The 26,043-nt window shown below is 68.0% G+C and carries 26 protein-coding genes; 9 read left to right on the top strand and 17 right to left on the bottom strand.

Annotated elements, in window-relative coordinates; genetic code table 11:
* Positions 1-2: 2 nt before the first annotated feature.
* A complete protein-coding gene (locus tag ACWDTI_RS01310) occupies positions 3-968 on the bottom strand; it encodes an N-acetylglutamate synthase, CG3035 family (protein WP_449736222.1) in 966 nt (321 codons plus the stop codon).
* Positions 969-985: 17 nt separating this feature from the next.
* Entirely contained in the window at positions 986-1,591 is a 606-nt protein-coding gene (locus tag ACWDTI_RS01305; protein WP_449736221.1) for a peptide deformylase, read from the bottom strand.
* Positions 1,592-1,759: 168 nt separating this feature from the next.
* Between ACWDTI_RS01305 and ACWDTI_RS01300 the strand changes: the two genes are divergently transcribed.
* The 4 genes from ACWDTI_RS01300 (at position 1,760) to ACWDTI_RS01285 (ending at position 4,517) form a co-directional block, all read left to right on the top strand.
* Complete coding sequence (locus ACWDTI_RS01300) at positions 1,760-2,122, top strand: DUF3263 domain-containing protein (protein ID WP_449736220.1); 363 nt, start codon at positions 1,760-1,762, stop codon at positions 2,120-2,122.
* 24 nt (positions 2,123-2,146) lie between these two features.
* The gene (locus ACWDTI_RS01295; RefSeq protein WP_449736219.1) at positions 2,147-2,626 is read left to right on the top strand and encodes a LytR C-terminal domain-containing protein; all 480 of its coding nucleotides are present in this window, start codon (positions 2,147-2,149) and stop codon (positions 2,624-2,626) included.
* A 69-nt stretch (positions 2,627-2,695) separates the two neighbouring features.
* Positions 2,696-3,373, top strand: a complete 678-nt coding sequence (gene sodC / locus ACWDTI_RS01290) for a superoxide dismutase[Cu-Zn] (protein ID WP_449736218.1) — start codon at positions 2,696-2,698, stop codon at positions 3,371-3,373.
* Positions 3,374-3,395: 22 nt separating this feature from the next.
* Positions 3,396-4,517 carry a glutamate--cysteine ligase gene (locus ACWDTI_RS01285; RefSeq protein ID WP_449736494.1) on the top strand — a complete coding sequence of 374 codons (1,122 nt, stop codon included), beginning with the start codon at positions 3,396-3,398 and terminating at the stop codon, positions 4,515-4,517.
* Positions 4,518-4,526: 9 nt separating this feature from the next.
* Here ACWDTI_RS01285 and mnhG read toward each other — a convergent pair whose 3' ends face one another.
* The 6 genes from mnhG to ACWDTI_RS01255 are packed head-to-tail and all read right to left on the bottom strand — an operon-like array spanning position 4,527 to position 10,935.
* The gene (gene mnhG / locus ACWDTI_RS01280; protein ID WP_449736217.1) at positions 4,527-4,859 is read right to left on the bottom strand and encodes a monovalent cation/H(+) antiporter subunit G; all 333 of its coding nucleotides are present in this window, start codon (positions 4,857-4,859) and stop codon (positions 4,527-4,529) included.
* Positions 4,856-5,119 (bottom strand): monovalent cation/H+ antiporter complex subunit F, encoded by a 264-nt coding sequence (locus ACWDTI_RS01275; RefSeq protein WP_449736216.1) that lies wholly within the window; start codon positions 5,117-5,119, stop codon positions 4,856-4,858. Before ACWDTI_RS01275 ends, mnhG begins: the two co-directional genes overlap by 4 nt.
* Entirely contained in the window at positions 5,116-5,826 is a 711-nt protein-coding gene (locus ACWDTI_RS01270; RefSeq protein ID WP_449736215.1) for a Na+/H+ antiporter subunit E, read from the bottom strand. The genes ACWDTI_RS01275 and ACWDTI_RS01270 overlap by 4 nt, the downstream gene beginning before the upstream one ends.
* On the bottom strand, positions 5,823-7,433 hold the full coding sequence (locus tag ACWDTI_RS01265) for a Na+/H+ antiporter subunit D (protein WP_449736214.1): 1,611 nt from the start codon (positions 7,431-7,433) through the stop codon (positions 5,823-5,825). Before ACWDTI_RS01265 ends, ACWDTI_RS01270 begins: the two co-directional genes overlap by 4 nt.
* Positions 7,430-8,017 carry a Na(+)/H(+) antiporter subunit C gene (locus ACWDTI_RS01260; protein WP_449736213.1) on the bottom strand — a complete coding sequence of 196 codons (588 nt, stop codon included), beginning with the start codon at positions 8,015-8,017 and terminating at the stop codon, positions 7,430-7,432. The genes ACWDTI_RS01265 and ACWDTI_RS01260 overlap by 4 nt, the downstream gene beginning before the upstream one ends.
* Positions 8,014-10,935, bottom strand: coding sequence for a Na+/H+ antiporter subunit A (locus ACWDTI_RS01255; protein ID WP_449736212.1), 2,922 nt, complete (start codon positions 10,933-10,935; stop codon positions 8,014-8,016). Before ACWDTI_RS01255 ends, ACWDTI_RS01260 begins: the two co-directional genes overlap by 4 nt.
* A gap of 73 nt (positions 10,936-11,008) precedes the next feature.
* On the opposite strand from ACWDTI_RS01255, the gene ACWDTI_RS01250 reads away from it, so the two are divergent.
* A complete protein-coding gene (locus ACWDTI_RS01250) occupies positions 11,009-11,440 on the top strand; it encodes a hypothetical protein (protein ID WP_449736211.1) in 432 nt (143 codons plus the stop codon).
* A 127-nt stretch (positions 11,441-11,567) separates the two neighbouring features.
* On the opposite strand, the gene ACWDTI_RS01245 is transcribed toward ACWDTI_RS01250, so the two are convergent.
* The gene (locus tag ACWDTI_RS01245) at positions 11,568-12,515 is read right to left on the bottom strand and encodes a type IV toxin-antitoxin system AbiEi family antitoxin domain-containing protein (RefSeq protein ID WP_449736210.1); all 948 of its coding nucleotides are present in this window, start codon (positions 12,513-12,515) and stop codon (positions 11,568-11,570) included.
* Between the two features lie 301 nt (positions 12,516-12,816).
* Here ACWDTI_RS01245 and ACWDTI_RS01240 point away from each other — a divergent pair, with 301 nt between their 5' ends.
* The gene (locus ACWDTI_RS01240) at positions 12,817-13,491 is read left to right on the top strand and encodes a hypothetical protein (protein WP_449736209.1); all 675 of its coding nucleotides are present in this window, start codon (positions 12,817-12,819) and stop codon (positions 13,489-13,491) included.
* A 1-nt stretch (position 13,492) separates the two neighbouring features.
* On the opposite strand, the gene ACWDTI_RS01235 is transcribed toward ACWDTI_RS01240, so the two are convergent.
* From ACWDTI_RS01235 to moeA, 4 genes are all read right to left on the bottom strand, one after another.
* The gene (locus tag ACWDTI_RS01235; RefSeq protein ID WP_449736208.1) at positions 13,493-15,793 is read right to left on the bottom strand and encodes an AAA family ATPase; all 2,301 of its coding nucleotides are present in this window, start codon (positions 15,791-15,793) and stop codon (positions 13,493-13,495) included.
* On the bottom strand, positions 15,790-16,800 hold the full coding sequence (locus ACWDTI_RS01230; RefSeq protein WP_449736207.1) for a CDP-alcohol phosphatidyltransferase family protein: 1,011 nt from the start codon (positions 16,798-16,800) through the stop codon (positions 15,790-15,792). Before ACWDTI_RS01230 ends, ACWDTI_RS01235 begins: the two co-directional genes overlap by 4 nt.
* A 4-nt stretch (positions 16,801-16,804) precedes the next feature.
* Positions 16,805-17,521 carry a phosphatidylserine decarboxylase gene (locus ACWDTI_RS01225; RefSeq protein WP_449736493.1) on the bottom strand — a complete coding sequence of 239 codons (717 nt, stop codon included), beginning with the start codon at positions 17,519-17,521 and terminating at the stop codon, positions 16,805-16,807.
* 474 nt (positions 17,522-17,995) lie between these two features.
* Complete coding sequence (gene moeA / locus ACWDTI_RS01220; protein ID WP_449736206.1) at positions 17,996-19,225, bottom strand: molybdopterin molybdotransferase MoeA; 1,230 nt, start codon at positions 19,223-19,225, stop codon at positions 17,996-17,998.
* A gap of 79 nt (positions 19,226-19,304) precedes the next feature.
* On the opposite strand from moeA, the gene ACWDTI_RS01215 reads away from it, so the two are divergent.
* The gene (locus tag ACWDTI_RS01215) at positions 19,305-20,102 is read left to right on the top strand and encodes an HAD-IIA family hydrolase (protein ID WP_449736205.1); all 798 of its coding nucleotides are present in this window, start codon (positions 19,305-19,307) and stop codon (positions 20,100-20,102) included.
* Positions 20,103-20,106: 4 nt separating this feature from the next.
* Here ACWDTI_RS01215 and ACWDTI_RS01210 read toward each other — a convergent pair whose 3' ends face one another.
* The 4 genes from ACWDTI_RS01210 to ACWDTI_RS01195 form a co-directional block, all read right to left on the bottom strand.
* A complete protein-coding gene (locus ACWDTI_RS01210) occupies positions 20,107-20,571 on the bottom strand; it encodes an SRPBCC family protein (RefSeq protein WP_449736204.1) in 465 nt (154 codons plus the stop codon).
* A gap of 81 nt (positions 20,572-20,652) precedes the next feature.
* Complete coding sequence (locus ACWDTI_RS01205) at positions 20,653-21,081, bottom strand: DUF350 domain-containing protein (protein WP_449736203.1); 429 nt, start codon at positions 21,079-21,081, stop codon at positions 20,653-20,655.
* A gap of 419 nt (positions 21,082-21,500) precedes the next feature.
* Positions 21,501-22,613 (bottom strand): acyl-CoA dehydrogenase family protein, encoded by a 1,113-nt coding sequence (locus tag ACWDTI_RS01200; RefSeq protein ID WP_449736202.1) that lies wholly within the window; start codon positions 22,611-22,613, stop codon positions 21,501-21,503.
* A 53-nt stretch (positions 22,614-22,666) separates the two neighbouring features.
* Positions 22,667-23,860 (bottom strand): acyl-CoA dehydrogenase family protein, encoded by a 1,194-nt coding sequence (locus tag ACWDTI_RS01195; RefSeq protein WP_449736201.1) that lies wholly within the window; start codon positions 23,858-23,860, stop codon positions 22,667-22,669.
* 161 nt (positions 23,861-24,021) lie between these two features.
* Here ACWDTI_RS01195 and ACWDTI_RS01190 point away from each other — a divergent pair, with 161 nt between their 5' ends.
* Both ACWDTI_RS01190 and ACWDTI_RS01185 read left to right on the top strand, forming a co-directional pair.
* Entirely contained in the window at positions 24,022-24,606 is a 585-nt protein-coding gene (locus ACWDTI_RS01190) for a TetR/AcrR family transcriptional regulator C-terminal ligand-binding domain-containing protein (RefSeq protein WP_449736200.1), read from the top strand.
* Positions 24,603-26,015: an amidase gene (locus ACWDTI_RS01185; RefSeq protein WP_449736199.1), complete on the top strand. Its 1,413-nt coding sequence runs from the start codon at positions 24,603-24,605 to the stop codon at positions 26,013-26,015. The genes ACWDTI_RS01190 and ACWDTI_RS01185 overlap by 4 nt, the downstream gene beginning before the upstream one ends.
* Positions 26,016-26,043: the final 28 nt, after the last annotated feature.

Genomic DNA, 26,043 nt, shown 5'->3' with positions numbered 1-26,043 from the left:
GCTCAGATCTCGACGTATCGCGACGTGTGGTGGAGCCCGAAACCCAGCCTGCGATACCAGGTTCCGGCCATCCGGTTGTCGGCCTCCACCTGCACATAGCAGCGATCCGCACCGCGGGCGGCACCCCAGCCGACCAACGCCGCGAGCACCGACGAGGCCAGTCCGCGTCGCCGTTCGTCGGGTGCGGTCCACAACGCGGTCACACCGAGCCACCGGATGCCGTCCGGCGCCTCGGTCACCGATGCCCGGCCGATCGCGACCGGGCGATCATCGTTGCCGACGGATGCCGCCGCCACCGGTCCGTGCGACGCGGCCACCACGTCGGCGGCCACCGCGACGTCGATGTCCGGACCGCGATATGCGCGCAGCCACGCGGCGCCGGGCCGGGCGTCCACACCCACGACCTCCGACGGATCCGGTATCCGGAGATCCGGGACGTCGGCGACGAGGACATGGATGTCGCCACTGGCCGGGCGCCCGTCGACCTGCCCGACGGGCAGCAGTCGGTCCGGCAGGGCGAGCAGGGTCGGCAGGCCCCGTTCGGTGTACCAGTCGCGGATCGCCTCGAGCGTCGATCCGTCTGCCCGCGCCCCGAACTCCACCGGCACCGCGGAGTTCGCCCGCCGGGTGAATCCGCCGCCGGCCCGCACCAGCCAGCCGTCGATCATCGTCGACACCAGGCCCGGCCACGCCGCCGCGGCGGCGGCCTCGAGGTTCCGGATCTCGGTGTTGCGCACCGTCAGTCGGGAGAGCAGCCGGATCGAGACGATCTCCGACCGCGGGATCGACGCCGGGGTGCCGTCGCGGTCGATCATCAGCGGGTCCCCGTCGTCGACGAGGATTCCGGTCACGTCCGACAGCGAGGGGCCGCGTGTCCCGGGGTTCGGTGTCGGCCGCCAGTCGGACGGCGTGGCCGCGCCGAGCCGATAACGCACCACCACCCGGTCCCCGGCAAATGGTTCGGTCATCGTCGATGCATGCCGTATCAGTCGTCGTCGTCGTGTCCGAACGGGTCCTCGACCTCGCCCGGCACCCACGTCAGGCCCGGTTCGCCCCAGCCGTTGCGTTTGATGGTCTTCTTCGCCGCGCGCGCGTTGCGGCCGATGAGCACGTCGACATAGAGGAAGCCGTCGAGATGGCCCACCTCGTGTTGCAGCATCCGGGCGAAGAAGTCGGAGCCCTCCAGCACCACTTCGTCGCCGTTGCGGTCGACGCCGGTCACCCGGGCCCACTCGGCCCGCCCGGTGGGGAACTGCTCGCCCGGCACGGACAGACACCCTTCGATGTCGTCGTCGGGATCGGGCATGGTCTCCGGGATCTCCGACGTCTCGAGGACCGGATTGATCACCTCGCCGCGGCGCCGCGTCGCGGTGCGATCGCCGTCGGGGCAGTCGTAGACGAACAGCCGCTTGCCCACCCCGACCTGATTGGCCGCCAAACCCACACCGTGGGCGGCATCCATCGTCTCGTACATGTCGTCGAGCAGCGTCACGATCTCCGGTGCGGGCCGGCGCTGCGCGTCGAGCTCCACGAGTTCGGTCGCATGATGCAGGACCGGTTCGCCGACAATGCAGATCGGGAGAATTGCCATGCGGCACAGATTACCGAGCGGGTGTCCCGTGCCCGCGAGTCACATCGCGAACCGTCGTCGGGATCGTGGTTAGATGTCTTCGAACCACATGGCTGTGATTTGCCGTTCGCGACGAGTGGCAGACCGACTCAGAATGTGACGTGCACGAGGCGATCTTGAGGGAGCGAGATGGACGGCGCAGCTGCGCGAAGCCAGAAGCCGGGCGAAGAACCCACACCCGCAGACCCTTCCGCCCACCAGCCGACCAACGCGACCGACCCGCATGAGGTCGGGGCCGACGGACTGTCCCGCCGCGAGCACGACATCCTGGCCTTCGAACGGCAGTGGTGGAAGTACGCCGGCGCCAAAGAAGAAGCGATCAAGGAGCTCTTCGGGTTGTCGGCCACCCGCTACTACCAGGTACTCAATGCGCTCGTCGACCGGCCCGAGGCACTCGCGGCCGACCCGATGCTGGTCAAGCGTCTGCGCCGGCTCCGGGCGTCGCGACAGAAGGCGCGCGCGGCCCGTCGTCTCGGGTTCGAGATCACCTGAACCACTGAGCTAAGGTTCTCGGTGATGAACCCAGATCGCGAACCGAGTCGACTCCCCCTGCGCGCCGGGGCGATGCTGTTGCTGGCCGTCGCCATCGTTTTCATCGGCCTCGGCTGGCACTCGGCCGCCACGAGCGGCGACAACCCGGAGAAGGCACTCGAGGCCGCGCAACGGCAGGTGACCACATCGGCGACGACGACCAGTGCGCCCGCCGCCTCGGCGTCGGCCGACAAGCCCACCCTGTGTGTGTTCAATGCGGGCACGATCGCCGGGCTCGCCGGTGACGTGACCGATCAACTGAAGGCCAAGGGCTATCAGACCGAGACCCCCGGAAACCTCTCCACGAGTTCGATCAGCGAGAACACGATCTTCTACGACGACGGCCAGAAGTCGGCCGCCGACGCCGTTGCCGCCGCACTGGGCGGCGATGCCAGCGTCGACCCCCGCCCGTCAGCGTTCACCGAGTGCGCCGACGGCATCCCGGTGATCGTGGTCACCCGATGACCCCGCGCCCGGACCTCTCGAGTTCGACAGTCCCACCCAGCACGGCCCGTTCAGATAGCAAGGAGTGACATGACCGCCAGTTCACACAAGCTCTCCACTGCCCGCCGCACGCTGGTGGTGCTCGCCGGCGCCGGCCTCGTCGGCGCCGCGCTGGCCGCATGTACCCCGGACGAGCAGGCCACCGACGTCCCCGGCACCACCCCTTCGGTGGTCACCGGCAACCAGGCACCCCCCGGTGAGGTCAAGGCGGAGGACGACATCGCCAAGTCCGCCAAGGGAGACGCCACCGCGGCGTTGATGAACAGCGCCGGAAAGGACATCGGCGAGGCCACCTTCACCCCGAGCGGATCGTCGGTGCAGGTGACCGTGCGGGTGAACGCTGCCAGCGGACTCAAGGCGGGCTTCCACGGCATGCACCTGCATCAGAACGGGGAGTGCCAGACCGGTGGCAGCGATGCGTTCAGCAGCGCCGGCGGCCACCTGCAGGTCGAGGGGCACACCGGGCATCCGGCCAGCGGCGACCTGATCTCGATCAACATCCTCAAGGACGGGACCGGCGAGACCGTCACGACGACCGATGCGGTCACGCTGTCGCAGATCACCGGCAAGTCGATCATCATCCACGAGAACCCCGACAACTTCGCCAACATCCCGTCGCGGTACTCACCGCCGGCTGACGAGCAGACGATGAACACCGGCGACGCCGGCCCCCGCGTGGCGTGTGGGGTCATCGAGGCACACGAGTGACCTCATCCGGGATCCGATGGTGATCTCCCCGATCGAGTTCACCGGATCGCCGACTCCGACCCTCGGTGTCGAATGGGAATTCGCGCTGACGGACAAGGAGTCCGGCGATCTCTCGAACTCGGCCGCGGCGCTGTTCGCGCTGGTGTCCGAGCGGTTCCCGGAGCGTGCCGGCAAGGTGCACAAGGAATTGCTGCGCAACACCGTCGAACTCGTCACCGACGTCTGCCGCACCACCGGTGAGGCCGTCGCCGACCTCGCCGCCACTCTCGACGCGGTGCGCGGACTGACCGACGAGGTCGGGGTGGACCTGTATGGGGCGGGGACCCATCCGTTCGCCGAATGGTCCACGCAGCTTCTGACCGAGGGGCATCGGTACGCCGAGCTGATCGAGCGAACCCAGTGGTGGGGGCGGCAGATGCTGATCTGGGGTGTGCACGTCCACGTCGGGATCAGCCACCGCGACAAGGTGCTGCCGATCCTCAGCTCGTTGCTCAACTACTATCCGCACCTGCTCGCACTGTCGGCGTCGTCGCCGATGTGGGCGGGCCAGGACACCAGCTATGCGAGCAACCGCGCCATGATGTTCCAGCAGTTGCCGACGGCCGGGCTGCCGTTCCAGTTCGGTACCTGGGGAGAGTTCGAGGCGTTCGTCGCCGACCAGAAGACGACCGGCATCATCGACCATCTCAACGAGATCCGGTGGGACATCAGGCCGTCCCCACACCTGGGCACCATCGAGGTCCGGGTCTGCGACGGCATGACCAACCTGACCGAACTGTCCGCGGTCGTCGCGCTGATCCACTGCCTCGTCGTCGATCTGGACCGGCGGTGGGAGGCCGGGGAGCGACTCCCGGAGATGGCGCCGTGGCTGGTGCAGGAGAACAAGTGGCGCGCAGCGCGATACGGTCTCGACGCCATCGTCATCCTCGACGCGGACTGCAATGAGCGACTGGTCACCGACGATCTCGCCGATCTGCTCGTCCGACTGGAACCCCTTGCGCGCGAACTGGATTGCGTGACCGAACTCGCGCGGGTGTCCGACATCATGGCCAACGGGGCCAGCTATCAGCGGCAGCGGGCGGTGTACGCGAAGGCGCACGACCTACGGGCGGTGGTGAGTTCGGTTGTCGCCGAACTGGATTGAGCCGTCGGCTCAGTCCCGGTTGCCCATCTCCATGTCCTCGCGATTCATCAGGCCGTCGCGGGCGCGCTGTTCCTGATAGACGAGCCGGCCGATGCGATGCGCGATCACCGGCGCGGTGATCAGCGCGAACAGCCCCGCCAGGATCAGCATGCCGACGTCGACGTTGTGGCCGAGTCGCAGCATTGCCCCGATCAACACCAGCAGCAGCCCGAAGGTCTGCGGTTTGGTCGCCGCGTGCATCCGGCTCAGCGTGTCCGGAAACCGCAGCATGCCGATCGACGTCGTCAATGCGGCCGTGGCGCCGAGGATCAACAGGATCGCGGAGATGATGTCGATGATCATGTCTGGTCATCCCGGACGCGGAAGCGGGCGATGGCCACCGACCCGACGAAACTCAGCAGCGACAGCGCGACGATCGCCGGCACCACCGTCGAATCGCGGCTGAACGCCGCCCAGGCGGCCAGGCCGCACATGCACACCGCGATGATGGTATCCAGGGCGACGAGGCGATCCAGCGTGGTCGGTCCGATCAGGAACCGAACCGTCGTCAGCACCGACGCCACCAGCAACATGCCGGTCACGATCACCCACACGTACGTCATCGGCGACTCCCGTCGATCTGAGCACGGTCGGTGTGGCGCACGCTGTGATAGTCGTCGTCGATACCGTGATACGGGCTCGGATGCCATTCGCTGTCACGCTCGAACGCCCGGATGAACGCACGCTCGACAAAGGCGATCTGCTTGTAGAACGCCTGCACCTGCTTCTCGGTCCGCACGTCGAACACGTGGATGTAGAGCATCCGACGACGATGGTCGATCTCGAGCACCATGGTGCCCGGCACCAGGTTGAGGTAGTCGACGGCCAGGGTGAGCACCATGTCGGACTTGATCGCCACCCGCACCCGGATCACCGCACCCAGCGGCGGCCGTCCCGGCCGGATCGCGGCCCACGCGACCTGCGCGCTCGACATGAAGAGATCGACGATCAACCGGCCGACCAGCACCAACAGCGCGAACACATGGATGCGGCCCTCGACCGGCACCCGCGGCAACGGCAGCACCGACACGACGAGGACGGCAAGCAGCAGACCGGCCAGCACGTTGGCCCAGGAGACGGTGCCCCACAACAGCACCCACACGAACGTCAACCACGCCAGCGTCCACAATCGCACGCCGACCTCACGGGCGTCGTTGCCGAACCAACGCGGTATCCGGACCCTCTCGCGCAGCCACACGAATCCGCGCACCACATTCCAGAAGATGAACAGCAACGTCACCCGCCAGGCGGTGATGATGCGTGACTTCATCGGCTCTCACCTCCCAACACGGCCTCGATGTAGACGCCGCGGTCACTGACGTCGGTCGCGGCCCGATCGGTGAAGCCGATGATCGGGCCGGCCCACACGGTGAGGACCAGCCCGGCGGCCACCATGATCCCGGTCGGCAGCACCATGCCCAGCGGCATCCGGCCGACGTCGGCGCGCTCGTCGAAGGCGACGTCGGAGCGCTCGTCGATCAACGCCGACGGTGCGCGGTCGGCGAGATCGCCCTCGGGCGCGTCGGCCCGCGGCCGCCAGAATCCCTTGGTCCAGATGCGGGCCATCACGTAGAGCGTCAGCAGGCTGGTCACCACCGAACCACCGACCAGCACCCACGCCAGCACCGAACCGTCCTGCACGCCCGCCTCGAGCAGCGCGACCTTGCCGATGAACCCGGAGAACGGCGGGATGCCGCCGAGATTGAGCGCGGGGATGAGGAACAGCGCGGCCAGCACCGGGCTGGCGATCAGCCCGCCGAGCCGCCGCAACGACGCCGACCCGGCCTGACGTTCGATCAGCCCGACCACCAGGAACAGCGTCGTCTGCACGAGGATGTGGTGGGCCACGTAGTAGATGGCCGCCGACAGACCGAACTGCGACGAGAGCGCGATCCCGAAGACCATGTAGCCGATGTGGCTGACCAGCGTGAACGACAGCAGACGTTTGATGTCGGACTGCGCGATCGCGCCGAAGATGCCGACGAGCATGGTGAGCAGACCCGCGATCATCAACACGGTGTCCATCGATCCACCGGGGAACAGCAGGGTGTGCGCACGCATGATCGCGTACACACCGACCTTGGTCAGCAGGCCGGCGAACACGGCGGTGACGGGCGCGGGCGCCGTCGGGTAGGAGTCCGGCAGCCAGGTGGACAGCGGGAACACCGCTGCCTTGATGCCGAAGGCCACCAGCAGCACGGCGAACAAGGCGGTGCGCGTGCCGTCCGGGACGTGGTCGAGTCGGGTGGCCATCTCGGCGAGGTTCAGGGTGCCGGTGGTGGCGTACGCGAAGGCGATGCCCGCCAGGAAGATCAGCGACGACACCATCGACACCATCACGTACGACGCGCCGGCCCGCACCCGGTCGGCGCTCGCGCCCAGCGTCAGCAGCACGAAGCTCGCGGCGAGCAGCACCTCGAACGAGACGTACAGGTTGAACAGGTCGCCGGCCAGGAAGGAGTTGCACACACCGGCGGTCAGGATCAGGTAGGTCGGCTGGAAGATCGACACCGGCTGCTGCTCGGAGCCGTCGCGGATACCCTGGCCGATCGCGTACACCACCACACACAGCAGCACGATCGTCGACACCACAAGCATCAGCGACGCCAACTGGTCGACGACCAGGGTGATGCCGAGCGGCCCGTTGGGGTAGCCCTTGTCGCCCCATCCGCCGATCTTCACCGCGAACGTGCCGTAGGCGTTGGTGAGGTAGAGCAGCATGCACGATGCCGCGAACGCCACCGCGATCGCACCGACCGTGACCAGCCGCTGCAACTGTGGGCTGCGGCCGAAGAGCAGCGAGAGGGCCGCGGCGACCAGCGGTACGAGGGTCGGCAGCGTGATCAGCACCGGAACCCACGACGGTTGCAGGATCATCGCGGGGCTCCTTCCGGGCTGTCTTCACGGTCGTCACCGATCTCGACGACGACGTCGTCGTCGGATTCCGGCATCAGGTCGGTCTCGATCATCGTCTGGTGGCGGGCCGCGTACTGCTCGGGTGTGAGCGGGTTGCCGTCGTCGTCGAAGAGGTCGCCGGCCACGGTGTCGGCCATGGTGACCGGGTCGTCGGTCCGGTCACGGTCGGGCGCATCGTGCAGCGAGCCCGACAGGATCTTCACGTCCTCGGTGTCGTCGTCGAGATCGTCGTCGTCGCGGTTGATCACGAACAGCCGGTAGACCAGCGACAGGACGAATGCGGCGACGCCCATCGTGATGACGATCGCGGTGAGGACCATCGCCTGCGCCAGCGGGTCGGCGTCGGCTTGTGCTTCCGACGAGGTCTGACCGACGATCGGTGGGTGTCCGGCGTGACCCGACACCACGAGGATCAGCAGGTTGATCGCGTTGCCACACAGCAACAGGCCGAGCAACATCCGGATGAGGCTGCGTTCCATCAGCAGGTAGGCGCCGCACGCGGCGAGCACGCCGACGACGATCAGCAGGCCGAGGTTGATGCTCATCGGCTCACCTGCCCGGCGGTCGGACTCTCCGGGGCCGGCGTGTTGTCGAACGCGGTCGATTCGACGTCGAGCCGTGCGCCGAGGCTGCGCAGGATGTCGAGGACGAGGCCGACGACGATCAGGTAGATCCCCAGGTCGAAGAACAGTGCCGTGACCAGCTTGATCTGCCCCAGGACGGGCAGCGTCACCGAGATCACCGCCGACGAGAGCGCGGGCGCACCCATCAGCATCGAGGTCACCGCGGTGAGAGTGGAGATCGTCAGCCCGGCACCCAGGATGCGGCCGGGTTCGATCGGCAACGCCTCACCGAGTTCATAGCGCCCGCCGGCGAGATAGCGGAGCACCAGCGCCAGCCCCATGGTGAGGCCGCCGGCGAAACCGCCGCCGGGTGCGTTGTGACCGGCGTAGAAGAAGTAGATCGACAACACCACCATGGTCGGGAAGATCAGGCGCGTCGTCGCCTCGAGGATCATCGACCGGTGGCGGGGGTCGCGGAAGTCGCTGCCCAGCAACCAGCGGGTGCGGTCCGGCGGGATCTGATCGTCCTCGTCGTCGGAACCGTTGCCGCTCAGTTCGGGATACAGGCGCGCGGCGTCGGCCACTCGTGGGGCCGCTCCGAACCGGCGGTTGCGGAAGACCATCGATGCGACACCGGTGGCCGCGACGATGAGCACCGATACCTCACCGAGGGTGTCCCACGCGCGGATGTCGACGAGCAGCACGTTGACCGCGTTGGCGCCGTGACCGTACTTGTAGGCGGCCTCCGGCAGGTCGACGTGCAGTGGTTGCGCGGAGCGGGCGGCCGCCGCGAACAGACCGATGATGACCAGGGATGCGCCGAACGCCGCGCCGATCAGCGCACGTAGCAGGCGGAAGCCGGTGGCATGGCGTGGTTCGGGTTCGGCGGGCAGTTTACGCAACACCAGCACGAAGATCACCAGCGTGAGGGTCTCCACCAGGAACTGGGTCAGCGCGAGGTCGGGTGCGCCGTAGAGCGCGAACAGCATGCCCGCGCCGTACCCGGTGAGGCCGACGACCAGGGTTCCCGCCAGGCGGTTGCGCATGACGGTGGCCGCGAGCGCGGAGGTGACCATGATGCCGGCGATCACCACCTGGGTGGCGGTGTCGAAGCCGCCGATCTCCAGACGGCTCCGCGACCCCAGGGCAAGGGCGACCAGCGGCAGCAGGATGGCCGTCGACAGGATCACGCTCTGGGTGATCGGCAGTGACCCGCGCTGCGTGTTCCGGGTCAGCATCAGCGACACGGTGTCCGCAGTGCGCAACGTCGCATCGTAGATGCGGTCCGCATTGAGGACGGGGCGATAGCGGAAGAGCAGGTCGCGCAGCTGGCGGGTCACCCAGAACAACAGCGAGCCGGCCACCACGACGACGATCGAGAACACCACCGGCAGGCCGAAGCCGTGCCACATCGCGAGATGCTCGATCGGATGCCCGTAGTCGGGCAACGACTCGGCATAGGGCTCGAACACGTCGCCGATCCACGGGCTGGCGAAGCCGGCCACCACACCGCCGACCGCCAGCACCGTCGGCGCGGCGAGGAACAACGAGGTGGGCGGATGCATCTTCGCGACCGCCGGGCTCGGCGTGGCGCGGACCTTGCGGCCGAACGCACCCCACAGGAACCGGCACGTGTACGCGAAGGTGATCACCGATCCGACGAGCAGCACGATGTCGATCGCATGAGCCTGCCACGGCAGGTAGGCCCCGGTGTCCCAGACGGATCCGAACGCCGTCTCCTTGCCGACGAAGCCGATGGTGAGTGGCAGGCCGGCCATGCTGGCGCCGGCGATGGCCGCGATCACCGCGAGCGACGGCAGACGATGGCCGAGTCGGGCCAGTTTGCGGATGTCGCGGGTTCCGGTCGCATGGTCGATGATGCCGACGACCATGAACAGCGACGCCTTGAACATGGCGTGGGCCAGCAGCATCGTGAGCCCGGCCATCGCGACGTTAGCGTCACCGATGCCCAGCAGGACCGCCATGAAACCGAGCTGGGAGACGGTGCCGAACGCCAGCACCAGTTTCAGGTCGAGTTCGCGCAGCGACCGCCAGCCGCCGATGACCATGGTGATCATGCCGAGCACGACGACGGAGATATGCCAGCTCGGGGTGGTCGAGAAGGCGGGGGAGAGCCGCGCGATCAGATAGATACCGGCCTTGACCATCGCCGCCGCGTGCAGGTAGGCGCTGACCGGAGTGGGCGCGGCCATCGCGCCCGGCAGCCAGAAGTGGAACGGCACGATCGCGGATTTGGACAAGGCGCCGATCAGCAGCAGCACCACCGCGCAGTCGACGTAGGAGCCGGAGGCGGGCGGATGGGCGATGATCTCCGACAGCAGATAGGTGCCGGTACGTTCGCCCAGCATGATGATGCCGACGAGCATCGCGAGGCCACCCAGCGTGGTGACCAGCAGCGCCTGGGTGGCGGCGCGGCGCGACGTCGCACGCACCGCGTAGAAGCCCACCAGCATGAACGACAGGACCGTCGTCAGTTCCCAGAAGACGTAGAGCACCAGCATGTTGTCGCTCGTGACGAGACCGAGCATGGCCGCGGCGAACGCGATCATCTCGCCGCCGAACACCTGCACGCGGGGCCGGGCGTCGTCGAAGTAGTGCGCGCAATAGCAGAGCACGAGGGCGCCGACACCCAGGATCAGCACCGACATGATCGCGGCCAGGGTGTCGAACCGGGTGACGATGTCCATGTGCAGCACCGGAACCCAGCTCAGCGTCTGCACCTCGGGCGGGTGTCCGGGTTCCGGCCAGTTCAGCAGCACCCAGACGAGCGCACCGGCCGGCGCCAGCGCGAGCACGTAGAAGCCGCGGGTACCGAGGGTCTTGATCACCGGGGGCGCGAGCAGCGCGCACAGCGCTAGCGCAGCCAACACAGTGATCAAAGGGCACTCCGTCTTTCGGTTCGGGCGGGGTGTCACGGGTGATGCCCGCGCGCTCTACCTTACCGTTACGGGCATGTTCGGATTCGGCTGGAGGTCGGCGCGGGCCGTCGTCGTGCTCGTCGGCGTCCTGGCAATTCTCGGGTTCCTGACCGGCTGCGGTGGCGACGAAACGCCTGCTCCACCGGGCGCCACCCTGCCGAAAGACTTTCCCACCGAGCAGGTTCCGCTGGTCTCCGGTGTGGTGCTGACCGCCGACGGCACACGCGCCGACGGATGGTCGATCACCGTGCAGGCGTCGGGGGAGGCGGGCAACGGCGTCGACGCCGCGGTGAGGACGCTCACGAAGAACGGTTACACCGAATCGCAGCGCACCGAGACCGGCGCACAGAAAACGATCCTGCTGTCGGCCGACAAGAACGGCACCACGTACTGGGTGCAGGTCGGGAGCACCCCCGGCGCGGCCGGGGGCGGATCGTCGGTGTTCTACCAGGTGACCGCGAAGTGAGGTCGGTGGTCTGTCGTCGTGGGGTTCGCCCAGTGCCGAGGTTCGTCCGCGGGGTCTTGACATCTCCGCGGTGAATTGACCGCGGACGTACCAAAACCCCGCGGAGGAACACTCCGAGGTCGCGGGTTCACCCGGCAAGGCCTGCGGTTCGCAGTGCCGCCACGACTCGCTTGTACAGGCGGTCGGGTCGCTGAAGGTCCGACCACGTCCATCGCACGACGACGAGTCCCTCGTTCCGCAGTGCATCCTCGCGGAGCTTCTCTCGGTAGATGACCTCTTCGGGCAGTCGTTCTCCGAATGGGCTGGTGCGGTGATACTTGAATCTCCCGTCGAACTCTCCGACGACGCGCAACCGACCTTTCGCATCTCGCCAGCCGAAGTCGCACCTCGCCTCCTCGGCGCCGTCCATGTCGATCCACACCACAACCTGGAGCTCGGGACGCGGGACGGCGGGGCACTCACCGAGTACAAGCCGGCTCAGTGATTCGCTCACGCTCTCCGAGTGGCCGTCGACGAGCGGGAGCGCGGAGCGCAACACGGCGATTCCTCGGTGTCGTTTCAGAACGTCGGCCTCGGCAACGATGTCATCCATCGATGCCCCCAGATGCAGCCCGGAGTCCAGCGCGCACACTGCCTGGCGCTGGTCCCCGACGCGTGCCACATTGCAGACCGTCCTGGCGACTGAGGTCACCCGGATTCCCTCGTGGAGCGCCACCGATTCGTCGCGAAGTCGAGCCTGGTGAACTATCCCGCGTTTGATACGCCGATCGGTGGTTTGCGACGTGAAGTGGACAAGGCCGATGTCGGGCCACAACAACGGCACGTCATGCACGGCAGCCGCTGATACATGGCTCACCACCCGAGCGTCGGTGCCCTGTTTGGCGACCTCGGTGACAATCGAGCGGTACCGGTCCGCGCGGGCCTGATGGGTGTCCGATGACTCCCGGTCTGCGGTCGGCAAGTAGACGCCGTGCCAGATGCGCACTCGCGTTCCCTGGCGGACATCTCGTGCGAGTTGACGGTCCGACAGCCCATTCGCGATCGCATCCGCGCGACGAAGTACAGGTTCATCCATGGAGCGATCATGGGTGGTGGGATGGTGTGCGCCGCCACAGATGGGGCCGTCATCCACAGCTCATGGGTGACATCGGGGAATGTGGACAGGTTCCTCCGCGGGGTCTCGACATCTCCGCGGTGAATTGACCGCGGACATACCAAAACCCCGCGGGAGGACACTCCGACGTCGCAGGATGACGGAGCGCTGTCCGGTTCGCCGGGTTTCACAGCGAACTGACAGTGACGCGGCAGCACCCGGGCAGGAGCCGTCGGGATCGTGGATCTCACTTCACCACTCGTCGAAAGTGAGAACACCGAACATGTCCACACCTCAGGGGGCACCCGCGGCCCAGCCCGACGCGCCGACCGCGGAGATCGAGTCGACCGGGCACGACCAAGAGCAGGGCGGTACCGCCCAGGAGCAGTACGCCAACATCCAGCAGCCGTACGGTCAGCCGCATACCGAACAGCCGTACACCCAGCAGCCGTACGGTCAGCAGCCGTACGGTCAGCAGCCGTTCGGCCCGCAGCAGCCTTTCACCGCTTCGCCGTACACCGCGCAACAGGGTGCTGCGCAGCAGGGTGCTGCGCAGCAGGGTGCCGCGCAGCCGGCGCAGGGTGTCACCGACAAGCTGCGTAACGCCATCATCGCCGGCGGAATCGGTCTCGCCGTGGTGTTCGGTCTCATCGGCTTCGGCGCCGGATACATCGTCGGAGACTCGTCCTCGTCGTCCAATCAGGGCCCGGGGATGAACATGCAGCGTGGCGGTCTGGGCGGGATGAATCAGATGCCCGGTGGCCAGGGTGGCATGGGTCAGGTGCCGGGTGGCCAAGGCGGCATGGGTCAGATGCCGGGTGGCCAGGGTGGCATGGGTCAGTTCCCGGGCCAGGGACAGCAGGGTCAGCAGCTGCCCGGCCAGACCACGACGCCCGGCCAGACCACCGTCCCGCAGACGGGGAGCGGTACCGGCACCGGAACCGGGACCGGCGCCTGAGTCACTCGATGCGACGCTCCGCGTAGGCCCGCAGGCTCTCCACCTGCGCCGCGTCGAGCGACGGACGCACCCGCGCCCTCGCCTCGACGACGTCGTCGGCGGTCACCGTCGCGGCATCGATGTCGCGACGCATCGCCGACAGCGCCGCCTCGCGTAACAGCGCCGAGCAGTCGGCGGCCGAATAGCCGTCGAGCTCGGCCGCCAGCACCCCCAGATCGACGTCCTCGGCCAATGGCACGGAACGGCCCGAGGTCCGCAGGATGTCGGCCCGGGCGGCCGCGTCCGGCGGCGGCACGAACACCAACCGTTCGAGCCGCCCCGGACGCAGTAGCGCGGGGTCGATCAGATCCGGTCGGTTGGTCGCACCCAGCACGACCACATCCTGCAGGGGTTCGACGCCATCGAGCTCGGTGAGCAATGCCGCCACCACGCGGTCGGCGACACCGGAGTCGGTCGACTGTCCCCGGCGCGGAGCAAGGGCGTCGATCTCGTCGAGGAAGATCAGCGACGGCGCCGACTCCCGCGCCCGCGCGAACAGGTCCCGCACCGCCTTCTCCGACGACCCCACCCACTTGTCCATCAGCTCGGCGCCCTTGACCGTGTGCACCGAGAGCCGTCCCGACGCCGCCAGGGCTCGCACCACGAACGTCTTGCCGCACCCGGGAGGCCCGAACAACAACACCCCGCGCGGCGGCTCGACGCCGAGCCGCGTGAATGTGTCCGGATGCTGCAGCGGCCACAACACCGCCTCGGTGAGCGACTGCTTGGTCTCCACCATGTCCCCGACGTCGTCGAGGGTGATCGATCCCACCGCGACCTCTGGTGAATCCATCCGCGACACCGGCCGGATCACGGTGAGCGCGCCGAGCAGATCGTCCGTGGTCAGCGCCGCGTCCAGCTTGTCACCGATGGCACGCGCCGCCGCCCGCAGTGCCGCCTCACGGCACAGCGCCGCGAGATCCGCAGCGACGAAGCCCGGTGCACGCGCGCCGATCAGGTCGAGATCGAGATGTCCGTCGGACGGCACATCGGTCAGGATGACGCCGAGCAGCCGGGCGCGGGTCGCCGCGTCGGGCAGTCCGATGATCAGTTCCCGATCGCACAGGGAAGGGTCGCGCAACCGGTTGTCGAGCCGCACCGCCTCGGCGGTCGTCGCGATCAACGCGACGTTGCCACCGACCGTGACCGAGCCGACCCCGGTGTCACTCGAGCCGCTCGCACCCCCGCCATCGGCAATCGCGCTGCGCAACTCGTCGAGGATCAGCGTGGACACCGGTTCCGGTGTGGCGGGTTCCCGCGCTGCCGGCAACAGTGCGTCGACGTCGGTGACGAGGAGGACGCCGCCCCGCCCGCGCACGGCCGCGATCGCCGACCGCACCGCGGCGAGCCGGGCCGATGCCTCCAGCGCACCGACGGTGGGGCCGTCGATCGCCGACACCGCGCGGTCGGCGCACACCGATCGGGCCACCGTCGCCTTGCCGACACCGGCCGGACCGGTGATCAGCACCCCGAGCCGCGCGGTGGCGCCGAGACGACGCAGCACCTCCGGTTCGTCGAGCGTGATGGACAGCCACTCGGTCAGCTTGGACACCTGCGCATCCACGCCGACCAGCGTCGATACCGGTCGGATCGGCATCGGCCGCGGCGCGGGCAGTGGAACGGAACCTGCCGGACCCGCCGGTGCGGCCGCGGCAAATCCGACGACGCTACCCGGCGGGGGCTCGGGCGGTGGGCTCGTCGATCTGCCGGCCCACAGCACCGCCGTGTTGGTCTGCACACTCACCGGACCCGACGGATCCGTGGCGGTGACCGTCAACAGTTCGTTGGTCCACGTGATGCCCACCGACAGCGTGAGCGCGCGGGTCGCGGTGCCGGCGGTCAGCTCGGGACCCAGGTCGCGCGGCAGCAGCGACACCGCGTCACCGACCGACACCACCTTGCCGAGCAACGCACGACGGAGGGTGGCCTCGTCGACCGACGCGGTCGCCAGCGCCGACCCGGAGACCGTGACCCGCGCCGCGCCGAACACCCGGACCGGAGCGAGAACCACCGACGCGTCCTCCTTCACCCCGGCGTTGGAGAACGTGATGTCGTCGAGCAGCGCCGTTCCGGTCGGGGTGCCGGGACCGGCCTCGGCCACCACGGCCGCGGTGACCCGCGCGCCGGTGATCGACACCGCATCCCACTCCCGTAGACCCAGCGCGGTCAGCACCTCGGAGTGCACCCGCACGATCCCCCGTCGTGAATCCGCCGCGGAAGGGTTCACCCGCGAGGTCAGCGAGAGGTGAACGGGCCGCGTCATGAGTGCGGCTCGTGCGTCGGGTCTGCCGCTTCCGCACTTCTCACCGGCCGTCGCAGACCCAGACGCGCCTGCGACCGGGCGGTCCCGCCACGCGCCCGACGACGCGTATGGGCACGGGCGATCGCCCGGCGTTCGGCGCGACGATCGGCCGGCCGGGTCTCCCACAGTTCGGGCCGCGATGCCACCCACCGTTGATTGCGCCAGGCGAACGGGATGTGCGCCAGATACGCGACGACCAGCACCATCATCAGGACATACGGGAAGGTGACGAGCAGGGCCGCACCGATCGCGACGAGGATCAGGACGCCGGCCAACGCACGGGGCGGTACCCGCGCGGTCTTCAGCGATGCGGTCGGCACCCGACTCACCGCGAGCAGAGCGACGAAGACCAACCAGCCGCCGACCACCGGCCACGACGTCCACCACCCGGAGCCGAACTGCTGCCAGACGGCGATCGGCAGAAGCGCGGACAGCGCGGCAGCGGGTGCGGGTACCCCGACGAAGAAGTCCTGGGTGTAGCCGGGCGCGTCATCGTCGTCGAGCAGGGTGTTGAACCGGGCGAGCCGCAACACGATGGCGCAGCAGTAGACCAGCGTCAGCACCCACCCGATACGATCCCCCGGCATGAGGCTGACGTAGACGATCATCGCCGGAACCACACCGAAATTGATGGCGTCGGCAAGGGAATCGATCTCCGCGCCCATCCGGCTCGTCGCCCCGATCATGCGCGCGACGCGGCCGTCGAGGCCGTCGAGCACCGCCGCGACGACCACCAGCGTCATCGCCAGATCGATCTTCTGGTCTCCGGCCATCCGGATCGCGGTCAGGCCGGCGCAGATCGCCAGGATGGTCAGCGCCGACGGCAGCACCATCCGGCCGGCGGCCGCCTGTTTGGACACCTGGGCGCCGAAGCGTGAGCGGTCGGGCACCGCCGTGGTGCGGCGGCGGGCATGGGCTCCGGGAATCCGGGGCGCACGTGGCCGATCGGGTTTGCGAGTGGTCGGCATCGGGTCAGGTCAGCGTCGCGAAGACGGTTTCGGCACCCACCGCGCGCTGACCGATCCGGACCATCGGGACGGTGCCGGCCGGCAGATAGACGTCGACGCGGGAGCCGAAGCGGATGAGGCCATACGTGTCTCCGACGTTGACCGTGTCGCCGACCCGGGGATCGCAGACGATGCGGCGCGCGAGCAGCCCGGCGATCTGTACGACCGCGACATCGTGTGTCGCGTTCGCGGACGGGCACCGCAGCGTCATCGTCGTGCGTTCGTTGACGCTGCTCGCCTCGGGGAGATCTGCCGAGACGAACGATCCGGGGGTGTGCGTCACCGCGGTGACCGTGCCGCTGATGGGCACTCGCTGCACGTGGACGTCGAAGATCGACAGGAAGGTCGAGATCCGCGGGCGTGGCGCATCGCCGAGCCCCGCTTCGGGTGGGGGCACCGCCTCGTCGATCAGCGAGATGGTCCCGTCGGCCGGCGCGACGACCGCACCGATCTCGGTGGGCGGAACCCGCTTCGGGTGGCGGAAGAACGCGGCCGATGCCGCGGCGGCCAGCGCCGCCGGGCGGGCGACCCAGGGGTGTCGGCGGCCGAGCACCGCGACGGCCGCGGGAACCGCGACGAACGGAATCCCTGCGCGATGCAGCGGCGGTATGGTCTCGCGGGCCAGGTCGACGAGGTGTCCGACTTCACTGGGCGAACCGTCCGGACGCGGGCGCCTGGCCACCATCAACCTCCTGATCACGCAAATCGTCCGGGATCTCCGGACACCTGTTTCAGCTTAGTTGGACCCACTCGGTGTGCGGGCCATTGCGGCGGACGCACCGGAGCGTGGTCTCGGTCTCGATACGCGTCGGGCTCGCTTCGCTCGCTCGTCGCAACTCGACCAGCGGTCGGTGGAGTGTCGGGCACCGGCTTGCTGGTTGCGGCTTGACCGGCGGTCGGAGATGGGTGTCGTGGCGGCTTGCTGGTTGCGGCTTGACCGGCGGTCGGTCTCGACACGCGTCGGGCTCGCTTCGCTCGCTCGTCGCTACTCGACCAGCGGTCGGTGGAATGTCGGGCGCCGGTTTGCTGGTTGCGGCTTGACCAGCGGTCGGTCTCGATACGCGTCGGGCTCGCTTCGCTCGCTCGTCGCTACTCGACCAGCGGTTGGTGGAGTGTCGGGCGCCAGTAGTCGGAGGCGTGTCGGCTCGCTTCGGCTTCAGCGAACCGGACCCAGAACGACGACGTCGACCGTGGTGCCGGCGGTGATCACTTCCGCGTCGACCGGAATGTCGATCAGCGCATTCGCCCCGGCGAGGTACCGCAGGTGGTGCGACGACGGTGGTCCGATCGGATCCACCGTCGGCTCGCCGCGTTCGTCGCGCCCGATGATCCCGCGCAGGAACTGCCGTTTACCCGCAGGCGAGCGGACGTCGGCGCGCAGCGTGGCGCCGAGCCGCTGCCGGTCGGGTCCCAGGCCCATCGCCGCGCGCAGCGGAGTCCGGATGAACACCTCGAACGAGACGAGCGAACTCACCGGATTGCCCGGCAGGGTGATGATCGGCACACGCCGGCCGGACGGGCTGACGTGGTGCCCGCATCCCTGTGGCATGCCGGGCTGCATCGCGACCTTCACGAACTCGACCGCACCACTGGTGGACAGTGCGTCCTTGACGACCTCGAATGCCCCGGCACTGACCCCGCCGGAGGTGATGATGAGGTCGGCGTCGTCGCTGATCTCGTCGAGCCGCGCACGGAACGCCGAGACGTCGTCGGTCACGAAATGCACGTGGGTCGCGTCCGCACCGGCCTCGATCGCCGCGGCGGTCAGCATGGGCCCGTTGGATTCGTAGATCTGCCCGTACCGCAACGGTTGTCCGGGTGTCACCAACTCCGAGCCGGTGGACAGCACCACCACCTTCAGGCGGGGCATGACCGCGATGTCGGTGATGCCGAGCGCGGCCAGCAGTCCCACCTGCGGTGCCCCGAGCCTGGTACCCGCACGCAGCGCCGTTTCTCCCGGTTCGATGTCGGAACCCGCGGACCGGATGTGCCGGCGGGCGGGCACCGACTCCCGGATCGTCACGAATTCGGTTCCGGCGTCGGTGATCTCCACCGGAATCACCGAATCCGCACCATCGGGGAGCGGGGCACCGGTCATGATTCGGTGGACCGTGCCCGGCGCCAGAGTGAGCCGGTCGGTCCGCCCGGCCGGAATGTCCTCGGCGACCGGCATCCGCACCGGCGAATCGTTGGTGGCAGAGGAGATCTCGGCGGATCGCACCGCGTAGCCGTCCATCGCCGAGTTGTCGAAACCCGGCAACCCGATGGGTGCGACCACGTCGTCGACCACCACACAGCCGAGCGCGTCGAAGACGGGGAGCCGCACAGGTGGTGGTTCGGAGAACAACGCCGAGACCGCGGCCTGATGGTCGGATACCGATCGCATGCGCTCAGCATGCCATCACCGGGTCCGCCGGATTCTCCGACCGTGCAGGTCGCGTGCCGCGCGACTAGATTCGATCAGCATGACGCTCGGTTTGCTGCTCGATATCGACGGGGTGATGGTCACCTCGTGGAAAGCGCTGCCCGGCGCCGTCGACGCCGTCAGCGCCCTCGCCGAACGGGCCTATCCCCGGATGTTCCTCACCAACACGACCTCGCGATCACGCGACCAGATCGCATCGGCACTCAACGATTGTGGATTCGACGTCGAGGCGTCGGAAATCCTCACCGCCGCCGCGCTGACCGCCCACTATCTGACCGCCAACCATCCCGGCAAACGGGTGTGGGTGCTCAACGAGGGTCCGATCGCCGAGGACATGACCGGCGTCGAGCTCGTCGACGACGCGGCTCGGGCCGAGGTCGTGGTGCTCGGTGGGGCGGGCCCGGTCTTCACACACGAATCGCTGTCGAAGGTGCTCGAACTGATGTTGGCCGGGGTGCCGGTCATCGCCATGCACCGGTCCATGACGTGGTCGACGGCGCAGGGGCTGTCGATCGACACCGGGGTTTACCTCGAGGGTCTGGAGAAGGCGTCGGGCCGCAAGATCCGCGCGATCGGCAAACCGTCCCCGCTCGGCTTCCGCGCCGCCGTCGATCGGATGCAGCTCGAGCCGACCCAGGTGGTGATGGTCGGCGACGACATGTACAACGACGTCCTCGGCGCGCAGGCGGCGGCGTTGATCGGGGTGTTGGTCCGGACCGGCAAGTTCCGCGAGGAGGCCCTGCGTGATCTGCAGCGGGACGAATTCGGCCCGGTGCCCGATCACGTCATCGACTCGATCGCGGATCTGCCGGCGTTGATGGAGAAGCTGTCGTCGTGAGCGGCTAGCTGCCCGACTGCTCCGCCTCGCGCTTGATCTTGCCGAGGGTCTCGGCCATACCCAGCTTGAGTTCGGCTTCGAAATCGGTGGTGCCGCCCATGAACTTGTCCACCAGGAACGCCGAGACCTTGGTGGTGCCGTCGCCGGCCTCACGACGCTCGGTGACCCGCACACCCGACTCCGACGGCTCGATGGTGTAGGACCACACGGTCCGGTTCTCGGCGATCCGGAACCCGAGTTCCTGATTGGGGGCGAAACGCACGACCTTGGCGGTCGTCGGCCAGACCAGCATGCCCCGGCGATTGATGTTGATCGATTTGGTGCCCAGCCCGACGGACCCACCCCGGATGATCATCTTGACGCACTGCGGGCTCCACTCGCTCATGCGCTTCAGGTCGGAGATCACCGCCCAGACGTCTTCGGCGGATGCGTTGATGTCGACGGATTCTTCGATCAATGGTGCGGCCACGGTGAGTTCCCCCTCGGTGATGTCCGATTCATGTGCGGCCCGAGGGTAACAGCATCGTGCGACGGTCAGGAAGCCGCCGGTTCAGAAGATGAGCGCGGTCCCCACGATCGCGCCGATCGCCAGGAACAGGGCGGCGCTGACGAAGCTGGCGGGGTGATCGTCGTCGAAGATGACCGTGTCCCCGAGTTTGCCGGGGGTGAGCCAGTCGACCAACACGAACGACCACATCATCACGGCGATCGCCAGGATCGTGTAGATCGCGGTGTAGAGCAGTCCGCGCCACAGCGCGAGACCGGCCGAGCTGTTGATGCCGCAGATGAAGACGATCGCGAGCCCGATGATCTCCGCGACGACGAGCAGCGTCGCGTTGCGCCGGTGCTCGGTCCAGAGCAGGACGCGCAGCCGCCCGGGAGTCACCAGATCCAGGGCGAAGAACCCGACGATGAACAGCACGATGCCGAGGATGCTGTAGGCCGCGGCGTGACCGAGGTTGTCGCGAAGCAGTTCCACGCAGTAACCATAAATGCCCGACGCGACCGACCGACGTCTTTGGCGCACACGGTGTCGCGGACGGATTCGGGTGCGAGTTCGCCACGTCGTCGAGTCGGCGGTCCCACCCTCGGTACGGACAGCCGGGTGCCCCGCACGCTTTCCTCGACGTCATCCGCCTAACCGCGCACGAGGAGCGATCAGGCGACAACTATTGACGCGTAACGACGCGTGGTGCGCGGTTAGGCGGGTGTGCGGTTGCGTGCCCCGAGCGGGGCCCGGCGTGCGGAACCGTCGATGGGGCATGGCATCTCCTCGGTCGAGGTGTCACATGCCGACAGCGGGGCCTGGTGTGCGAACCACTGATCTCGGCCCCGAAACGGCAACGCCGCGACGACCGTTGGGTCGTCGCGGCGTTGCGCGTGTTCGAAACGGGTCGGTCAGCCGACCGTCACCATGTCGTAGTTACCGACGTTGCGCGCCAGCACGGACAGATGATCGGTTGCGTCACCGAGGGTGTGCGAGATGCCGGTCAGCCGGGCGAGGTAATGCCCCACGGGATACTCGGCGGTGATGCCGATACCACCGTGCATCTGCACCGCTTCCTGGGCGATGTCGCGGCCCGAACGGTTGATCTGCAGCTTGGCGCGCGAAGCGATGGCCGGATCGCAGATCCCCGAGGCCAGTGCGGTCGTCGCGTACAGGCTCATGCTGCGGGCGAGCTCGAGCTGCACGTAGATGTCGGCCGCCCGCTGGGTCAGCGTCTGGAAGGTCGCCAGCGTGACGCCGAACTGCTTGCGTGTCTTGAGGTATTCGACGGTGAGGTCCAGCGCCCGCTCCATCGCGCCGACGGCCTCGGCGCACAGGGCGGTCTGCACGCCGACCTCTGCGTCGGCGATGACCTGAGACGCGTCGCCACTGCCGAGACGGGTTGCCGGTGTGTCGGAGAACACGATCTGGGCGCCGCGACGGCGGTCGCTGGTCCGGTACGACGTGCGGGTCACCCCACTGGCGTCGGCGTCGACGACGAACAGGCCGATGCCGTCGTCCGTGCGGGCCGACACGACGAACTTGTCGGCGCAATCACCATGGCCGACAAACGTTTTCGTGCCGTTCAGCGTGTCGCCGGCCGCCTTGGTGGCCACCGCGGCGCCCGGCCAGCGGTCGCCCTGCTCGAGGTGCGCGAACGCCATCAGGAGTTCACCCGAGGCGAGGCCACCGAGCAGCTCGGCGCGGGTCTCATCGTCGGCGGTCGCGGCGATCAGCGAACCCGGCAGCAGGACCGAGTCCAGGTACGGCTCCGGTGCCAGCGCGCGTCCCAGCTCGGTCATCACCGTGCTGAATTCGACCGGGCCGGCGCCCATCCCGCCGTCTTCCTCCGGGAAGGTCAGTCCGAGAATGCCGATGTCGGCCAACGACTTCCAGACTCCCTTGTCCCATCCGAGGTCGGTGTCGGTGACGGAGCGGAGTGTCTCGATGTCGTACTTGCGGGTGAGAACCTCGCGGACGGTGTCCCGCAACATCGTCTGTTCGTCGGTGAGTTCGAAATCCATGAATGATCCCTGTGTGTCCTAGGTCTGGTGAAAGGAGTTGTGGCGGTGCGGAATCAGAGTCCCAGCACAGCCTTGTCGATGATCTGGCGCTGGACCTCGGAGGAACCGCCGTAGATGGTGACCTTGCGGTAGTTGAGGTAGGTCGGAACACTGAGCTGCGCCCATTCCGGCGACAGCACATCGGCGCTGCCGTTGGCGCCACCGTCGATGGACGAGACCGGCAGGGAGTTCGGGCCGGCGATGTCGGCGATCAGCTCGGTCGCGGCCTGCTGCAGCTGGCTGCCCTTGAGCTTGAGCAGCGACGACGCCGGGTTCGGCTTGCCGTCGGCCGACGCGGCCGCGACGCGCAGCTGAGTGAGTTCCAGCGCGAGCAGCTCGTTCTCCACCTCGGCCAGGCGGGCGGCGAACAGCGGATCGTCGAGCAGGGTCTTGCCGTCTGCGGTGGCGGTCTCGCGGGCGAGTTCCTTCACCTTGGCGAGCTTGGTCTTGGTGTGGCCGACCCGGGCGATGCCGCTGCGCTCGTTGCCGAGCAGGAACTTGGCCTGCGTCCAGCCCTCGTTCTCCTTGCCGACGAGGTTCTCCACCGGGACGCGCACGTCGTTGAAGAAGACCTCGTTGACCTCGAAGCCACCGTCGATCAGCTGGATCGGGCGCAGCTCGACGCCGGGCGTGTCCATCGGGAACACCAGCATGCTGATGCCGGCCTGCTTCTTGGCCTCGGGATCGGTGCGCACCAGGCAGAAGATCCAGTCGGCGTACTGGCCGAGGGTGGTCCACGTCTTCTGGCCGTTGACCACGTAATGATCGCCGTCACGGACGGCGCGCGTCTTCAGCGAGGCGAGGTCGGAACCGGCCTCGGGCTCGGAAAAGCCCTGGCACCACCAGATGTCGAGGTTCGCGGTCTTGGCCAGGAACCGCTCCTTCATCTCCTGCGAGCCGAACTGCGCGATGACCGGGCCGATCATGCCCACGTTGAACGCCAGCAACTCGGGGATGTGCGCGAGGCTCATCTCCTCGCGGTAGATGTGGTGCTGGATCGGCGTCCAGTCCTTGCCGCCCCATGCGACCGGCCAGCCGGGGGTGGCGACTCCGTGCTCGTTGAGGATGCGGGTGACGTTCACCATGTCCTCGGGGTAACTGAGCTGACCTGCCTCCGCGCGCTCGCGCAGGTCCTCGGGAACCTTGGCGAAAATGCTGCGGACCTCGTCGCGGAATGCCTCTTCTTCAGGACTGAATTTCAGCTGCATGAGTTCTGTCTTACTCCTTGTCGCGATAACCGATGGACGTCGCCGAACCGTCGTGACGGACCCGGCTGTGCCCTCCGAACTGCACATGTAAGCAGTTGCTTAGGTAGCAATCTACCGTGTCCGCTCTCTTAATGCAACGATCTTTGCAGTAGCGTGGCTGCATGAGCACCGACGTGACAGCAGGGGACCGCCCCGTCCGGACGCGGCCGGGTGGCCGCACTGCGCGAGTGCGGTCGGCGGTCTACCGGGCGGTGGGCACGCTCGTCGACAGTGGTCGCGGCTCGACCATGACGATTCCGCAGATCGCCGAGGTGGCCGGCGTGAACCCGACGACCGTCTACCGCCGCTGGGGCACGGTCGACGCGCTCCTCGGTGAGGTGGCCGTGTACGTCCTGACCCGCGAAGAGCGCATCCCCGATCGGGGCGATCTCCGCGACGACCTTCTCGAATGGGCCGACGCGATGGCCGTCGACATCGACAAGCCGAATCGGCGCGCTCACCTGCGCGCCATGATCGCCGCCCGCGACGGGATCGTCGAGCTGTGTCCGAGCTGGGACTTCCGACGGCGCCAGGTCGAGGTGATGGTGGGACGTGCGCGTGACCGTGGCGAGGCGTCGCCGTCCGTCGCTCAGGTACTCGATCACATCGTCGCGCCGCTGTATGGAAAAGCGGTCTTCGGCCTCGCCATCGACGGCGGTTTCGGGGCTTCGCTCGTCGACGACGTGATGCGGCTGGCCCAGGAATGACGAAGGTCCATGCGTTCGGCGACGACTGTCTCGGTGAGCTCGATGCCACGGGTGTGGCCGCGTCGATCGCGGCCGGCGAGTTCTCCGCGGCAGAGGCGCTCGAGGCGGCGATCGCCCGCGTCGACGCCGTCGAACCGCGGCTGAACGGCATCTGTGTCGACGACCGTGATCGCGCTCGCCGCCGGGCGCGGGAAAATCATTTCCCGGCAGGATCTTTCGCCGGAGTACCGGCGGCGATCAAGAACAACACGTTGTTCACCGGCCTGCCCACGCGGCACGGATCGGCAGCGGTGCCGGCCCGTCCGGCAGTTGCCAACGAGCCCTTCACCGACCAGTTCCTGTCGACCGGCGTCAACATCCTCGGGGCCACCACGCTGCCTCCGTTCGGGCTCACGGCGACAACGGAGTTCGTCGACGACGAACCGACCAGAAACCCGTGGGACACCGACTACTCCAGCGGTGCCTCGTCGGGCGGGTCGGCGGTGCTCGTCGCCTCCGGGGCGGTGCCGATCGCCCACGGCAACGACGGCGGCGGGTCGATCCGGATCCCGGCGGCCGCCTGTGGACTGGTGGGCCTCAAGCCTTCTCGCGGTCGGCTGGCGCCGTCCCCGGAAGGCGAGGCGGCGCCGATCGACATCATCACCAACGGGGTGCTGTCCCGGTCGGTGCGCGACACCGCACGCTTCATCGCCGACGCCGAACGGTTCCGCCGCGCACCGGGCCTGCCGGAGGTCGGACTCGTCGAGGGTGCGTCGGTGCGCCGCCTCCGGGTCGGGGTCATCACCGACACCGTCACCGGGCAACCGATCGACGACGACACCGCCGCCGCGATGACGCAGGCCAGCGAGACGCTGACCGCACTCGGACACCACGTCGAACCGGCTCCGCTCCCCGTCGACGGGCGGTTCGTCGAGCAGTTCGCCGATTACTGGGCGCTGCTGGCATTCTCGCTGGAGTTTTTCGGAAAACGACTGATCGACAAGGGATTCGATCGCAGCATGATCGACCCGTTCACCCGCGGCCTGTCGCGGAAGTACGTGCGCGCGTTCTGGCGGACGCCGTCGTCGATCATGGGGCTCCGGCGGGCCGACGCCCGCTTTCGCGCCGTGTTCGACCGTTTCGACGTCGTCATGTCACCGACCCTCGGGCACACGACCCCGAAGATCGGATACCTTGATCCGGCAGGCGATTTCGACGTCATCTTCGACCGTCTGGTGCATTATGTGGCGTTCACGCCGGCCAACAACACCACCGGGACACCGGCGATCAGCGTCCCGATGGCGCAGACGTCGTCCGGACTGCCACTCGGCGTGCAGTTTGCCGCCGACCTCGGCCGAGAACGGACCCTGCTCGAGTTGGCCTTCGAAATCGAAGCGGCGCAACCGTTTGTGCGGATTCAGGATCGCTGAGCGACACCGCGTTCGATCGGGTGAGTGA

It is taken from the genome of Gordonia sp. NPDC003424 (genome assembly GCF_053588655.1).
The sequence above is the reverse complement of the archived record's forward strand: the minus strand, read 5'-3'. Positions and strand labels throughout refer to the sequence as shown.

What these genes read in the sequence shown, in the direction of transcription:
- ACWDTI_RS01195 (WP_449736201.1), bottom strand. Translation starts at nt 23,860, where the DNA reads ATGCAGCTGAAATTCAGTCCTGAAGAAGAGGCATTCCGCGACGAGGTC.
- ACWDTI_RS01260 (WP_449736213.1), bottom strand. Translation starts at nt 8,017, where the DNA reads ATGAGCATCAACCTCGGCCTGCTGATCGTCGTCGGCGTGCTCGCCGCG.
- ACWDTI_RS01305 (WP_449736221.1), bottom strand. Translation starts at nt 1,591, where the DNA reads ATGGCAATTCTCCCGATCTGCATTGTCGGCGAACCGGTCCTGCATCAT.
- ACWDTI_RS01240 (WP_449736209.1), top strand. Translation starts at nt 12,817, where the DNA reads ATGTCCACACCTCAGGGGGCACCCGCGGCCCAGCCCGACGCGCCGACC.
- ACWDTI_RS01185 (WP_449736199.1), top strand. Translation starts at nt 24,603, where the DNA reads ATGACGAAGGTCCATGCGTTCGGCGACGACTGTCTCGGTGAGCTCGAT.
- ACWDTI_RS01245 (WP_449736210.1), bottom strand. Translation starts at nt 12,515, where the DNA reads ATGGATGAACCTGTACTTCGTCGCGCGGATGCGATCGCGAATGGGCTG.
- ACWDTI_RS01230 (WP_449736207.1), bottom strand. Translation starts at nt 16,800, where the DNA reads ATGCCGACCACTCGCAAACCCGATCGGCCACGTGCGCCCCGGATTCCC.
- ACWDTI_RS01235 (WP_449736208.1), bottom strand. Translation starts at nt 15,793, where the DNA reads ATGACGCGGCCCGTTCACCTCTCGCTGACCTCGCGGGTGAACCCTTCC.
- ACWDTI_RS01310 (WP_449736222.1), bottom strand. Translation starts at nt 968, where the DNA reads ATGACCGAACCATTTGCCGGGGACCGGGTGGTGGTGCGTTATCGGCTC.
- ACWDTI_RS01275 (WP_449736216.1), bottom strand. Translation starts at nt 5,119, where the DNA reads ATGACGTACGTGTGGGTGATCGTGACCGGCATGTTGCTGGTGGCGTCG.
- ACWDTI_RS01200 (WP_449736202.1), bottom strand. Translation starts at nt 22,613, where the DNA reads ATGGATTTCGAACTCACCGACGAACAGACGATGTTGCGGGACACCGTC.
- ACWDTI_RS01250 (WP_449736211.1), top strand. Translation starts at nt 11,009, where the DNA reads ATGTTCGGATTCGGCTGGAGGTCGGCGCGGGCCGTCGTCGTGCTCGTC.
- ACWDTI_RS01270 (WP_449736215.1), bottom strand. Translation starts at nt 5,826, where the DNA reads ATGAAGTCACGCATCATCACCGCCTGGCGGGTGACGTTGCTGTTCATC.
- mnhG (WP_449736217.1), bottom strand. Translation starts at nt 4,859, where the DNA reads ATGATCATCGACATCATCTCCGCGATCCTGTTGATCCTCGGCGCCACG.
- ACWDTI_RS01215 (WP_449736205.1), top strand. Translation starts at nt 19,305, where the DNA reads ATGACGCTCGGTTTGCTGCTCGATATCGACGGGGTGATGGTCACCTCG.
- ACWDTI_RS01300 (WP_449736220.1), top strand. Translation starts at nt 1,760, where the DNA reads ATGGACGGCGCAGCTGCGCGAAGCCAGAAGCCGGGCGAAGAACCCACA.
- moeA (WP_449736206.1), bottom strand. Translation starts at nt 19,225, where the DNA reads ATGCGATCGGTATCCGACCATCAGGCCGCGGTCTCGGCGTTGTTCTCC.
- ACWDTI_RS01295 (WP_449736219.1), top strand. Translation starts at nt 2,147, where the DNA reads ATGAACCCAGATCGCGAACCGAGTCGACTCCCCCTGCGCGCCGGGGCG.
- sodC (WP_449736218.1), top strand. Translation starts at nt 2,696, where the DNA reads ATGACCGCCAGTTCACACAAGCTCTCCACTGCCCGCCGCACGCTGGTG.
- ACWDTI_RS01265 (WP_449736214.1), bottom strand. Translation starts at nt 7,433, where the DNA reads ATGATCCTGCAACCGTCGTGGGTTCCGGTGCTGATCACGCTGCCGACC.
- ACWDTI_RS01190 (WP_449736200.1), top strand. Translation starts at nt 24,022, where the DNA reads ATGAGCACCGACGTGACAGCAGGGGACCGCCCCGTCCGGACGCGGCCG.